Origin of the sequence: Pseudoalteromonas sp. SG43-5, assembly GCF_014164345.1 — a bacterium.
In the GTDB taxonomy this organism is placed as follows: Bacteria; Pseudomonadota; Gammaproteobacteria; order Enterobacterales; family Alteromonadaceae; genus Pseudoalteromonas; species Pseudoalteromonas distincta.
Window position 1 is genome coordinate 283,124 of the sequence record NZ_JACJFA010000002.1, and the last position, 11,754, is coordinate 294,877.

General features: G+C 37.3%; 12 protein-coding genes. 8 read left to right on the plus strand and 4 right to left on the minus strand.

Annotated elements, in window-relative coordinates:
• The first annotated feature begins 19 nt into the window (after nucleotides 1-19).
• From H5161_RS03550 to H5161_RS03570, 5 genes are all read left to right on the plus strand, one after another.
• Nucleotides 20-754 (plus strand): 1-(5-phosphoribosyl)-5-[(5-phosphoribosylamino)methylideneamino] imidazole-4-carboxamide isomerase, encoded by a 735-nt coding sequence (locus tag H5161_RS03550; protein WP_182716643.1) that lies wholly within the window; start codon nucleotides 20-22, stop codon nucleotides 752-754.
• Entirely contained in the window at nucleotides 736-1,515 is a 780-nt protein-coding gene (gene hisF, locus H5161_RS03555; protein ID WP_004586384.1) for an imidazole glycerol phosphate synthase subunit HisF, read from the plus strand. Before H5161_RS03550 ends, hisF begins: the two co-directional genes overlap by 19 nt.
• Entirely contained in the window at nucleotides 1,506-2,120 is a 615-nt protein-coding gene (gene hisIE, locus H5161_RS03560; RefSeq protein ID WP_007376299.1) for a bifunctional phosphoribosyl-AMP cyclohydrolase/phosphoribosyl-ATP diphosphatase HisIE, read from the plus strand. Before hisF ends, hisIE begins: the two co-directional genes overlap by 10 nt.
• Before the next feature lie 108 nt (nucleotides 2,121-2,228).
• Nucleotides 2,229-2,768 (plus strand): hypothetical protein, encoded by a 540-nt coding sequence (locus H5161_RS03565; protein ID WP_182768691.1) that lies wholly within the window; start codon nucleotides 2,229-2,231, stop codon nucleotides 2,766-2,768.
• A gap of 2 nt (nucleotides 2,769-2,770) precedes the next feature.
• Nucleotides 2,771-2,959, plus strand: a complete 189-nt coding sequence (locus H5161_RS03570) for a DUF1289 domain-containing protein (RefSeq protein ID WP_002960277.1) — start codon at nucleotides 2,771-2,773, stop codon at nucleotides 2,957-2,959.
• 40 nt (nucleotides 2,960-2,999) lie between these two features.
• On the opposite strand, the gene H5161_RS03575 is transcribed toward H5161_RS03570, so the two are convergent.
• On the minus strand, nucleotides 3,000-3,548 hold the full coding sequence (locus H5161_RS03575) for a gluconokinase (RefSeq protein WP_024597355.1): 549 nt from the start codon (nucleotides 3,546-3,548) through the stop codon (nucleotides 3,000-3,002).
• A gap of 150 nt (nucleotides 3,549-3,698) precedes the next feature.
• Between H5161_RS03575 and gntU the strand changes: the two genes are divergently transcribed.
• The gene (gene gntU, locus H5161_RS03580; RefSeq protein ID WP_182768692.1) at nucleotides 3,699-5,042 is read left to right on the plus strand and encodes a gluconate transporter; all 1,344 of its coding nucleotides are present in this window, start codon (nucleotides 3,699-3,701) and stop codon (nucleotides 5,040-5,042) included.
• A gap of 95 nt (nucleotides 5,043-5,137) precedes the next feature.
• Here the strand turns inward: gntU and gntR are convergent, their stop codons facing one another.
• The 3 genes from gntR to H5161_RS03595 all read right to left on the minus strand — a co-directional run bounded on the left by gntR (nucleotide 5,138) and on the right by H5161_RS03595 (nucleotide 10,473).
• Nucleotides 5,138-6,148 (minus strand): gluconate operon transcriptional repressor GntR, encoded by a 1,011-nt coding sequence (gene gntR / locus H5161_RS03585; RefSeq protein ID WP_182768693.1) that lies wholly within the window; start codon nucleotides 6,146-6,148, stop codon nucleotides 5,138-5,140.
• Between the two features lie 225 nt (nucleotides 6,149-6,373).
• Complete coding sequence (locus H5161_RS03590) at nucleotides 6,374-7,645, minus strand: O-acetylhomoserine aminocarboxypropyltransferase/cysteine synthase family protein (protein ID WP_182768694.1); 1,272 nt, start codon at nucleotides 7,643-7,645, stop codon at nucleotides 6,374-6,376.
• Between the two features lie 308 nt (nucleotides 7,646-7,953).
• Nucleotides 7,954-10,473: a bifunctional diguanylate cyclase/phosphodiesterase gene (locus tag H5161_RS03595; RefSeq protein ID WP_220493461.1), complete on the minus strand. Its 2,520-nt coding sequence runs from the start codon at nucleotides 10,471-10,473 to the stop codon at nucleotides 7,954-7,956.
• Between the two features lie 204 nt (nucleotides 10,474-10,677).
• Here H5161_RS03595 and H5161_RS03600 point away from each other — a divergent pair, with 204 nt between their 5' ends.
• Both H5161_RS03600 and map read left to right on the plus strand, forming a co-directional pair.
• On the plus strand, nucleotides 10,678-10,884 hold the full coding sequence (locus H5161_RS03600) for a ParD-like family protein (RefSeq protein WP_024596935.1): 207 nt from the start codon (nucleotides 10,678-10,680) through the stop codon (nucleotides 10,882-10,884).
• Nucleotides 10,877-11,653 (plus strand): type I methionyl aminopeptidase, encoded by a 777-nt coding sequence (gene map, locus H5161_RS03605; protein WP_182768695.1) that lies wholly within the window; start codon nucleotides 10,877-10,879, stop codon nucleotides 11,651-11,653. Before H5161_RS03600 ends, map begins: the two co-directional genes overlap by 8 nt.
• Nucleotides 11,654-11,754 lie beyond the last annotated feature (101 nt).

Sequence of the window (11,754 nt, forward strand, 5' to 3'; positions counted from 1 at the left end):
AACAAAAAAGAGATTATTTGTGATTATTCCAGCATTAGACGTTTTACAAAATCAAATTGTGCGCTTGTACCAAGGTAAATACGACACAGCACAGTTTTACCCTTTCGAACTTGGCGCGCGTTTAAAAGAATACGCCGATAGCGGCGCAGGTAAACTTCATCTTGTGGATTTAGAAGGTGCACGCGATCCAAGTAAAAAACAGTGGAAACATATTCAAGCTGCGACCAAAGCACTTAACGTACCGTACCAAGTGGGCGGCGGTATTCGCTCAGAGCAAGATGTAAGTGATTGGCTTAAAGCTGGTGCAAACCAAGTCGTTATTGGTTCAATGGCAGTAGAAAAACGCGAACAAGTAAAAGCCTGGATTGAGCAATTTGGCGCAGAGCATTTTGTAATTGCTCTTGATGTAAATAAAACAGCCACGGGCTGGGCACCTGCTACGCACGGTTGGTTAAGTGAATCTGAATTTGGTTTACTTGAGCTGGTAGATTTTTATGTAAGCTTAGGTGTTATTGATTTTTTATGCACGGACATCAGTAAAGATGGCACCATGACGGGCCCATCGTTTGAGCTTTACGAAGATTTAACTCACCATAACAGCACAATTAAAGTGCAAGCCTCAGGTGGCGTAAGCTCACTAGATGACATTAAAAAGCTTAAAGAGCTGGGTGTGGGCGGCGTTATTTTAGGTAAATCATTGCTTGATGGCGCATTTAGCGTTGAGGAGGCACTGGCATGTTATCAAAACGCATAATCCCGTGTTTAGACGTTAAAGACGGCCAAGTAGTTAAAGGCGTAAAGTTTAAAGGCCATGAAATAGTTGGCGATATTTTAACAATGGCTAAAGCCTACAGCGAAGCTGGCGCCGATGAACTGGTTTTTTACGAAATCAGTGCAAGCGTTGAAAAACGCCTACTTGATGTAAACTGGGTAGAGAGCATTGCACGTAATATCGATATTCCATTTTGTGTAGCGGGCGGTATTAAATCAGTGGCTGATGCAGCGCGGGTACTTGAGCGCGGCGCAGACAAAATAAGCATTAACAGCCCTGCTATTGCGCGTCCTGAACTTATTAAAGAATTACACGATGAGTTTGGTAAGCAATGTGTTGTAGTCGGCATTGACAGCTTTTTTGATGAAATTACCGGCGAGTATTTAGTTTACCAATTAACCGGCGATCCTAATGCATCAAGCCGTACGCGCTATAAAACACAAGAATGGGTTAAACGCGTACAAGACCTAGGCGCAGGCGAAATTGTATTAAACTGTATGAACCAAGATGGCGTTCGTAACGGTTACGACAACGAGCAACTAAGTAAAATTCGCGATCTGTGTGACATTCCTTTAATCGCCTCTGGCGGTGCGGGTAGTATGCAAGATTTTGTTGATGTATTTAAACAAAGCAAAGTAGATGGTGCATTAGCTGCCAGCGTTTTTCATAAAAATGTGATTAACATTGGCGAACTAAAACAATTTTTAACAGATAACCAAGTGGCAGCAAGATTATGCAAGTAACACAACAAAACCAAGCTCAGGTCGATTTCGCTAAAAGTGACATGATCCCTGCGATTATTCAAGATGCCCGCTCTGGTGTTATTTTAATGCAAGGCTTTATGAACAGCGAAGCACTCGCTGTTACGCTTGATACCAATAAGGTAACGTTTTACTCGCGTTCAAAATCGCGTTTATGGACTAAAGGCGAGTCATCAGAAAACTACTTAAACGTAGTATCTGTGCATACCGATTGTGACTACGATTCAATTTTAGTACTTGCCAACCCAGAAGGTCCAACGTGTCACTTAGGCACACAAAGCTGTTTTGGTGATGAAGCAAAACCAAGTTTAAGCTTTTTAGCACAGTTAGAAGATGTGATTGTTGCGCGTAAAAATGACGACCCTGAAAAAAGCTACACTGCCTCATTATTTGCAAAAGACTTAAGCCGTAGTTGTCAAAAAGTAGGTGAAGAAGGCGTTGAAGTTGCCCTTGCCGCTATGAAACACGATAACGATGAGCTAACAAACGAATCTGCTGATTTAATTTATCACCTTACAGTATTGCTACAACGCCAAGGCTTAGCCCTTGAAGATGTAGTTAAATGCTTGCAAGGTCGCCATAAATAGCATTAGTTGTAACTAACAAAGAGGCTCATATTTATATGGGCCTTTTTATTTTTACAGTAAATCACGTGTGATATAGTGCGTGGCTAAATTAATCGGTTACTGTGAACTATGAAAAACTATATTATTCCTTCTATTGTCGCGTTTATTTTAGCGGGCTGTACCAGCAAAACTAATCAGACTACAACTACAACAACCACTACTACTACAACGAATCAGTCTGTAAAAACCACAGTAACACCCGATGAATGCAGCACCATAAATAACCTTATAAGCAGTTATGAGTCTGGTTTTAATTCAATCAAAACAAATAAAGTAAATAACCAGTTTACTAATCAATGGCGTACTAGTACTCATATGATTGGAGCAAACTGTACGGTTACTTTAAATAAGTCAGTGCAAGCAAGCTACCAATGCCAAACACCTGTTAAAACACAAACGCAAACAATAAAGTCTCATCAAAAACTGGCTAAGCAATTACGCCAATGCTTAACCAAAACAGGTTGGTTGGAAAGCCAAAAAGAAACAGCAAGTTCAATTTACAGCACCTTTGTACTTGATACTAAAACCCCTGTCATTACACTTGCTACCAATCAAGAAGGTAATGGGTTTTCTACTCGCTTTGAAATTGCTCCACCGTTAGGACTTTAATAATGCGCCAATTAAATCAAAACAAAAAACCATCTAAATTTAAAACTGATTGCCTAGGAATATGCGAAAGGCGCAGCGGTTACTGCACCGGGTGTGGGCGTACCAACGAAGAAATTTTTGATTGGATAATATTATCTGAAGATGAAAAAAAAGCGATTTTAGAAACACCACGAGCAGACGCTAACTCATAACAAATAAAGCCCCTAAATGTTAAAAGTAACAGTTAATTGATTAACTAAAAACTTTTAACTTGTTGTGGCTATTCATTTTAGTTGCGCTAATACAGCTTTCGACTACTTGCTCAAATGAGTTATTAATATCTATATTTATAACATTGGGCTCATCTTCTTTTGGAACTTCTAGCGCTTCAAATTGGCTTTTGAGTAAATCAACAGGCATAAAATGCCCTTTTCTGTCCTGCATACGGCTTTTAACCAGCTCAAAATCACCAAAAAGATGTAAAAAGGTAATGCCTGTATTTCCATCACATATTTGTTCTCGGTATTTCTTTTTTAATGCTGAGCAGACTATTACCGCGACTTCATTTTTCTTTTCAATGCTAAATGCAGCATCACGTATTCTTTCGAGCCAAGGCACACGATCAGCATCATTTAAAGGCTGCCCAGATGACATCTTTAATATATTAGCCTTGGGATGTAAGTCGTCTCCGTCGATAAATTTAGCGCCAATGCGCTTTGCTAATGCATCACCCACACTTGACTTTCCTGTGCTTGAAACCCCCATTACAATATAAATACGACCTACATTTGTGTTACTCATGTATTTACCCTCGCCTTAATTTAATAATTAATTATTTTCAATGTATATATTATATTGAGTTACGGGTAACATGTTACGCGTAACAAATACGAAAGTGAAGTTAAACACACACTAAACATCATAATTCACACTGAATATAAGTAGGGAAAAATGTCAGATTTATCATTAATACTAACAGCGGTAGGCTCCATATTTTTATTGCTTTTTTTAGTAATGAAAGTACGACTACATGCTGTCGTCTCTTTGATCCTTGTTTCTATGATTGCAGGATTATTCTCAGGAATGAGCCCAGAAATAATTGCCGCTACAATTCAAAAAGGAATGGCCGGAACACTAGGCTTTGTAGCGGTGGTGGTCGCTTTAGGCGCCATGTTTGGCAAAGTAATGGAAGAAACCGGCGCGCTGGATCGCATTGCCCACACACTTTTACACCGTTTTGGAGAAAAAAACGCTAATTGGGCGCTTACCTTTACGGGCTTTATTTGTGCCCTCCCCCTCTTTTTTGATGTAGCCGTTGTACTTTTAATCGGTATTGTTTTTGCTGTGGTACGAAAAGGCGGTGGCAGCGTTGTTAAAATTGGTATTGGGCTACTTGCTGGGATAGCGTCTTGTCAGGCGTTTCTTATTCCTGCGCCAGGGCCGATTTTGGTTGCCTCTCAATTAGGCGCTGACTATGGTTATATGATTTTATTTGGCCTTATTGCTGCCATACCGGCAATGATTATAGGAGGTCCAATTTGGGGCTCTATTATTTCTAAATCTATTCATGTAGAACTCCCACAGCACGAACAAATCGACGATAACCAAAGAGTTGGTAAAGGGACGCCTAGTTTTGGATTAGCATTAGGTTTAATTGCTCTGCCGTTAATTATGATTAGTTTAAATACTATTGGTAGCCGCTTTGTTGAAAAAGACTCTGATTTATATAATTGGTTAGCCTTTATAGGTCATCCTTTTACAGCAATTTTAGTTGCCTGCCTAATGGCATTTTATTTGCTCGGTGCAAGGCGCGGTGTCCCTAATGCTAGAATCATGGAAATTTGTGGTAGTGCCTTACAACCTGCAGGAATTATTATTCTTGTCACTGGTGCCGGTGGGGTATTTAAACAAGTATTAGTTGATTCAGGAGTAGGTACTGCACTGGGTAATTACTTAGCTGGCTCAGGATTACCAATTGTAATACTCGCTTTTGTATTATCAGCCGCTGTGCGGGTTATTCAAGGCTCTGCGACGGTAGCTATGCTTACAGCGTGTGGCTTAATTATTCCAATGCTTCAGCCTTTAGGCCTTGATGGAGCGCAGCTTGCCGCTGTCACCATCGCTATTGGTGGGGGCTCTATTGTGCTCTCCCATGTAAACGACTCAGGATTTTGGTTAGCGAGTCGCTATCTCGGTTTGAGCGAAATGCAAACTCTTAAAACGTGGACAGTAATGGAAACCATTATTGGTACTGTTGGCGCACTTATCGCTATGATTATTTCTCTGTTTTTGTAAAATTACAGTATGTAGAGTTATCATCACACATATAAAAATTACCTGAGCCTTTTGTTATTTAGGCTCAGGTAATTAAGCTCATGTAATTTGAGTATTTAAACACTTTCACCTAGATGAACTATATAACCAGAATCAATTACTTGCTTATAATTAATGCTAGTATCTAAATCTGAATTAATCCGGCTCAACAACTCTCTTCCCGCAACATTACCTATCTGATAACGCGGGGTGATCACACTTGCTAATTGAGGCACCATTGCCTGGCCAATATCATGGCCATGAAAACCCACAACCCCCATTTGGCTAGGCACTAAAATGTTGTTTCGCTGGCATTCAAAAATAGCCCCAATTGCTAAATCATCATTAGTACAAAACAAACAGTCAGTATTTGGGTAGTCAGTACGCGCTTTTTGTAAAAGTTCAGCACCTAAACTATAAGATGAAGCTTGATCAGTCATCACACTTTTAGGCGTAAAACCTTTAGCTAACATAGCATCTGAATAACCTTGAAATTTTAGGCGTGTTCGTACATCGAGCCTTGCACCTATATAAACAATATTGCGATAGCCTTTATTTAAAAGTGCCGTCGTCATATCAAAAGCGGCTTTAACGTTATCAAAACCAATCGCTTGCTGCATAGGAGAGTGATGAGTATCCATTATTTCAATCACAGGTACGCCTGACGTTTCAATCATTTTTAGCGTTCTGTCTGTGTGTGTGGTTTCTGATAAAATTAAACCATCAACGTGATACGACAATAGATACTCAACCCGTTTTTCTTCAATTTCAGGGTTGTAACCATAATGGGCTAACATTGTTTGATATCCTGCAGGCCCTGTTACATCTTCAATACCTTTTATAACTTGAGCAAATACGTGGTTCGTTAACGATGGGACTAGTACACCAATAGAGTAGCTTTTAGCATTAGAGAGTAAATCAGGGGCTTTATTTGCAATGTAACCTAGCGTATCAATAGCTGCACTAATTTTAGTGCGAGTAGACTCTGATACTTTTTCGGGATTACGTAAATAACGACTCACCGTCATTTTGGTTACACCAACCGCATCGGCAATATCTTGAAGAGAAGAACGCTTGTTTTTTTTCATCACACACAATTAAATAAAATGTTACTTGTAACATACCAACTATTGTGAAAAATCACTACTTTTAGCCATTTTTATTTAAGTTAAAATAATAAATATTTAGCCTACCGCCTGTATTTAAACTGTTGCTAAATGATTGGTTAAAAAGGTTTAGAAAACCAAAACCTTTTTAACAAACGATACTGTATTTACAGTAAAGTTGAACAAGCATTTCTAAATAATTTAATTTTAAGCCTTATCGAGCGCTTGGCTTACATCAGCAATTATGTCTGCAATGTTCTCAATACCAACCGATAAACGAATTAAATCGCGACTTACAGCCGCATTAGCAAGCTCTTCATCATTTAATTGGCGGTGTGTAGTTGACGCAGGATGGCACGCAAGCGACTTGGCATCGCCAATATTAACTAAGCGTAAAATCATGTTTAGCGCATCAATAAAACGAGTACCCGCTTCTAGGCCACCAGCAATACCAAAGCTTAGAATACCCGATGCTTTACCACTGGTAATTTTTTGGCTCATTTCGTTATACGGGCTTGATTTAAGCCCTGCGTAATTAACCCAAAGCACTTTTGGATGATTTTCTAAATACTCAGCCAAGTGCTGTGCATTCTCGCAGTGGCGATCCATTCTTAAGCCTAAGGTTTCAAGGCCAATTAAAATGTCAGATGCGTTTTTAGGCGCAAGCGCTGCGCCAGTATTTCTAAGTGGCACTACTCTACAACGTCCAATAAATGCAGCTTCAGCAAAAGCTTCGGTATAAACCACATTGTGATACGACGGATCGGGCTCGTTCATCATTGCAAAGCGCGTGGCATTCGCTTTCCAATCAAATTTACCTGAGTCGACAATCATGCCGCCAATAGCAGTACCGTGCCCGTTTATATACTTTGTAAGTGAGTGAACCACTATATCGGCGCCCAGCTCAAATGGGCGGCATAAATACGGCGTAGCCACGGTATTATCAACAATAAGCGGCACACCTTTGCTGTGTGCAATACGTGCTAAACGTTCAATATCAACAATATTACCTGCAGGATTACCAATAGATTCACAAAAAACAGCGCGGGTGTTGTCGTCAATGGCATCCTCGAACGCGGTAAAGTCATCGGCTTTAATCATGCGTGCTTCAATACCTTGCCTAGGTAGTGTATGAGCAAATAAGTTATACGTCCCACCATATACTTGGCTGGTGCTGACAATGTTAGTACCGACTTCACACAAACATTGAATAGCATACGTAATAGCAGCCATCCCAGAGGCAACAGCCTGCCCACCAATGCCCCCTTCCATCGCGGCAATACGTTGTTCAAGTACGGCATTGGTTGGGTTCATTATGCGGGTGTAAATATTTCCAGGTACTTTTAAATCGAATAAATCAGCGCCATGCTGCGTGTTGTCAAATGTATAAGAAGAAGTGTGATAAATAGGCACGGCTGCCGATTTGGTCGTAGGCTCAGATTCGTAACCGTGGTGCAGTGCTAATGACTCTAATTTCATAATTATTTCCTTCAATTAATTTACCACTAACCTAGCACTTCTTAGTTATAAAATGTACATGAAATATATTTAAGGGTGTTAAGGTGATTTGATTTAAGTTAAGGCGGTTAATAGCTATGAGTTCAAGGATTATGTTCTTTTGAACTTTTTAGAAAAACCATATAAAAAAACTTTATATGGCTGTGTTCTCCATTAGGTAGTAAGTTATTTTAAGGTTATATTTAATGAATTAGTATTAAGCACTAAATAAAACAAGCTTAATCGAAATATGTATTAGAAACTTTGGAGGACAACATAAATTACTAATATTATTTGTATTGTATGGCTCGAATATATTCAATAAGTTGGTCAACAGGAAGCGGCTTTGAGAAAAAGTATCCTTGAATCCTAATACCTTTATATCTAGATAAGTATGTAATTAGCTTTTCATCTTCTACCCCCTCTACTACCACTTTTTTGCCTAAGTCATAACAAACTTTGATAATGGTATCTAAAAGCTTTCGTTCTTTCGTATCTTTATCCGCTCCAAGAGTAAACTCTCGATCAATTTTAATAATGTTCGCGGGCTGATTAGCAAGATATGACAAACTTGAAAAACCAGTCCCAAAATCGTCTATAGCAACATTCAAACCTGAATTAATTAATTCAAGTAATGTTTTCTCTATAGATGTCTTTTCTTGAAAGGAGGACTCAGTGACTTCAACAGTGAAATTTTTATATGTGATGTTATTTTGAGTAAGTAAATGGAGTAAGTCGATAGAAAAATTGTCTTTAATAATCTGCTTGGTTGAAAAATTAACTGCTACGGTTATATTTTGCAGTTGCGAATGTTTTTTTATATCGTGAAGGACTTGATTTAAAACTTGTTTACCTACTTGAACTATTTGACCCGTAGTTTCTGCTACAGGGATAAATTTTGCCGGAGAGATCCATTCACCGTTACAACACCACCTAACTAGCGCTTCAACACCTACAATTTGGTTCCCATTCAAGTTATGTATAGGTTGGTAGAACACTTCTAATTCGTTGTTCTTTAGAGCCGTGTGTAAATTATTTCGGATAATAATTTTTTCGCTGTGTTTATCATCCATTATTTGTTGATAAAAGTTTATTTGATTCCCTCCAAGCTCTGTAGATTTTTCAAGGGCTATATTTGCTTGCTGAAGGTTAAGCTTAAAATTAAATAATTCGGGGGTTTGATAAAATACCACTCCAGCACTTGCAGTAAGATTGAAGTCAAATGTGTCTATACAGTACGCTTTAGATAAATCGAGTATTAGAGCCTCAATTTTTTGCTCAAGGATAGCTGGTGTAGTATCTGTAAAATATAAAACAAAGCTATCGTTAATTCCCTTAGAAATTAATACTCGGTTGTCAACATTTATACTTATTCTTTCAGAAGCTTTTTTCAGAATTTTATCACTGATTTCATAACCTAAAGAGTTATGTATCTCTTCATAAAAATCTAGTTTAACTATTACAGTTGCAAAATTACTATATCCTCTAACCGAGCTAAGCTGCAGAAACTCTTCTTCCAAAGCTTTCAATCTCAGTAAACCAGTTAATTCATCATGCTTTGTACTAAACTCTAAGGCTCTTGATGAATCAGCTACCAGTACAAAAATAAATATAAATATAAACGTAAACCATAATATTAATTGATCAATTATGGTATCAATGTGTATTGCTTCATAGTCATTGATAAAGGTATAGACATTATGTTCAACTAAACCCATCACATTTATTTTTTCAGTGATAAAATGGTTATAACGGCTAGTTAGCTTGTTTAAATCAGACTGAGTTTTATTTTTATAGTCTACTGAAAAGTATACATTTGGAGTTAATTCTAAATATGTATCATACCGACTAAGATATTTTAAATAACTTTTCTCTAATAATAAGTTCATATCTAGTAAATTTAATATATAAAAACGACTTTGATTCGCAAGTTTAACAGGGGCTAAAAACATTAAAATTGGTATATCGGAGTCTAGAGTTAATGAGTTAGCTGCAAATTGGACTTCCTCTATATCTCTTTTAAGCCATAATTTTATTGTAGGTTTTTCTAGCATTCCATTTAAGTAAAAACTGCTAGAAAAATTATCGCCTGAAATATAATTTAATTCATTATCAAGAACTAAAACACCTTTGATTATATTATAATCACTAATGTAATTTTTTGAGTCTATATTAATTAGACGCATAAAATCTTCAAAACTAACTTTTTCTACTCTAGTCTTTATTCTAGCTAGAGCTTTTTTCTGTGAAGCCAAAGAGCGGTTTATCATTGTTTCTAATAAGTGTATTTTTTCTCTTGCATTAGCATCTTGGGTTCTGACTAGATTCAAAGATGACTGATGCCACACAGTTGAACCGATTAATACAACTATAAATACGACTAATTTTATTTTTTTCATTTCATTTATTTTTATATTTTTATGAAAAGCTTTGATAGTAATTGCTGAAAAACAAGTAAACATAAAAATGGCGTACAATGATAAAGTAAATGGGTTGTTATCAAGGCTTCCCAGATCGAAATTAACCTGCATATGAAATAAAAAAGAAAACTGAATAAATAGAAAACACAATGCAGCAACTGTAGCTATTGCGATGCAATACTTCTTTGTATATAGACTTACTTTTTTTATGGTTGCTAAAACGCCTGCAATTAACAGTGAAATTATTGCCGTCGTGGGGCTTATCACCTTCATTAATTCATACCCAGAAAAAGTAGATTCAACCATTCCTAGTGCAAAAATAATACAGTGAAAATACAAAATAGCGCTATATAAAATACTAGTCGCACTTCTTGTCACATTCAATCTCATATTATAACCCATTAAATTTATCAGTTGCCCCAATGCAGTTTAAAAGGATTGCTTATACAATTCAATGCAAACATAAAGTATTACTTATTAATCATTTTTCTTGTGAAGTGGCCGAGAAATACACTTTTGATTGTAAGACCTCCAAGTTGACATCCATGTTTTCATTATATACGATACATGGATAAATCATATACGGTATATATAATGGGAATAGTGAAAATATCAGATGGGCTGCATGAAGAAATTAGAAAATCGAGTAATATCATGTCCAGATCTATCAATTCACAAGCAGAGTTTTGGATTAAAATAGGCATGCTTGCTGAGTTAAATCCGACACTTACCTACCATGAAATAATTAAAAAACAACTCATAAAAGAAAAGCTTACTATTCAGGATCTTTTGCATGAGTAAAGCAACAATAAAGACTGATGCAGAAATTGAGCTCATGAGAGAATCAGGAAAGCTTTTAGCTCAGGTATTTAAAATGCTTGATGATTTTATTTGCGAGGGCATAACTACGTTAGATATAGACACTAAAGTAGAAAGCTATATTACCAATGTGTTACATGCTCGTCCTGCCAGTAAAGGCCAATATGGCTATCGGTATTCATTGAACTCATCTGTTAATGACGTAGTGTGCCATGGTGTACCCAATAATATTTATAAATTAAAAAACAAAGATATTTTAAATATTGATATTACCTTAGAGAAAAATGGTTATATCAGTGATTCAAGTAAAATGTATACTTTTACAGCGACAAGCTCAGAAGCCAAACGATTGGTTAAAACGACTTATGATGCTATGTGGGAAGGTATTAAGGTGGTAAAGCCAAAAGCAACGCTTGGTGATATTGGCTATGCTATTCAAAAGCACGCTGAATCTTCTGGTTATAGTGTAGTACGTGAATATTGCGGTCATGGTATTGGTAAAGAAATGCATGAAGAGCCGCAAGTTTTGCATTATGGTAAACCTCATACAGGGTTAGTGCTTGAAGCAGGTATGACCTTTACTATAGAGCCTATGATCAACCAAGGTTCCAAGAAGGTAAAAACTAAAAAAGATGGATGGACAGTCGTAACAAAAGACAAGAAACTTTCTGCTCAGTGGGAACATACCGTTCTAGTAACAGAAACTGGCTTCGAAGTTTTAACACTTCGCGATGAAGAGAAGCGTGCTTAGCAAAACTAAGTTATGCTACTGACGTATACAAACCGTAACCCATTATGATTAACAAAAAAGGCGCTTCCTTTACGGTAAGCGCCCTTCTCTTATCTCACTAA

Coding starts and splice junctions, on each gene's coding strand:
- map (WP_182768695.1), top strand. CDS start 10,877: ATGAGTAAAGCAACAATAAAGACTGATGCAGAAATTGAGCTCATGAGA.
- hisF (WP_004586384.1), top strand. CDS start 736: ATGTTATCAAAACGCATAATCCCGTGTTTAGACGTTAAAGACGGCCAA.
- gntU (WP_182768692.1), top strand. CDS start 3,699: ATGTCAGATTTATCATTAATACTAACAGCGGTAGGCTCCATATTTTTA.
- H5161_RS03565 (WP_182768691.1), top strand. CDS start 2,229: ATGAAAAACTATATTATTCCTTCTATTGTCGCGTTTATTTTAGCGGGC.
- H5161_RS03600 (WP_024596935.1), top strand. CDS start 10,678: ATGGGAATAGTGAAAATATCAGATGGGCTGCATGAAGAAATTAGAAAA.
- H5161_RS03590 (WP_182768694.1), bottom strand. CDS start 7,645: ATGAAATTAGAGTCATTAGCACTGCACCACGGTTACGAATCTGAGCCT.
- H5161_RS03570 (WP_002960277.1), top strand. CDS start 2,771: ATGCGCCAATTAAATCAAAACAAAAAACCATCTAAATTTAAAACTGAT.
- hisIE (WP_007376299.1), top strand. CDS start 1,506: ATGCAAGTAACACAACAAAACCAAGCTCAGGTCGATTTCGCTAAAAGT.
- H5161_RS03575 (WP_024597355.1), bottom strand. CDS start 3,548: ATGAGTAACACAAATGTAGGTCGTATTTATATTGTAATGGGGGTTTCA.
- gntR (WP_182768693.1), bottom strand. CDS start 6,148: ATGAAAAAAAACAAGCGTTCTTCTCTTCAAGATATTGCCGATGCGGTT.
- H5161_RS03595 (WP_220493461.1), bottom strand. CDS start 10,473: ATGAGATTGAATGTGACAAGAAGTGCGACTAGTATTTTATATAGCGCT.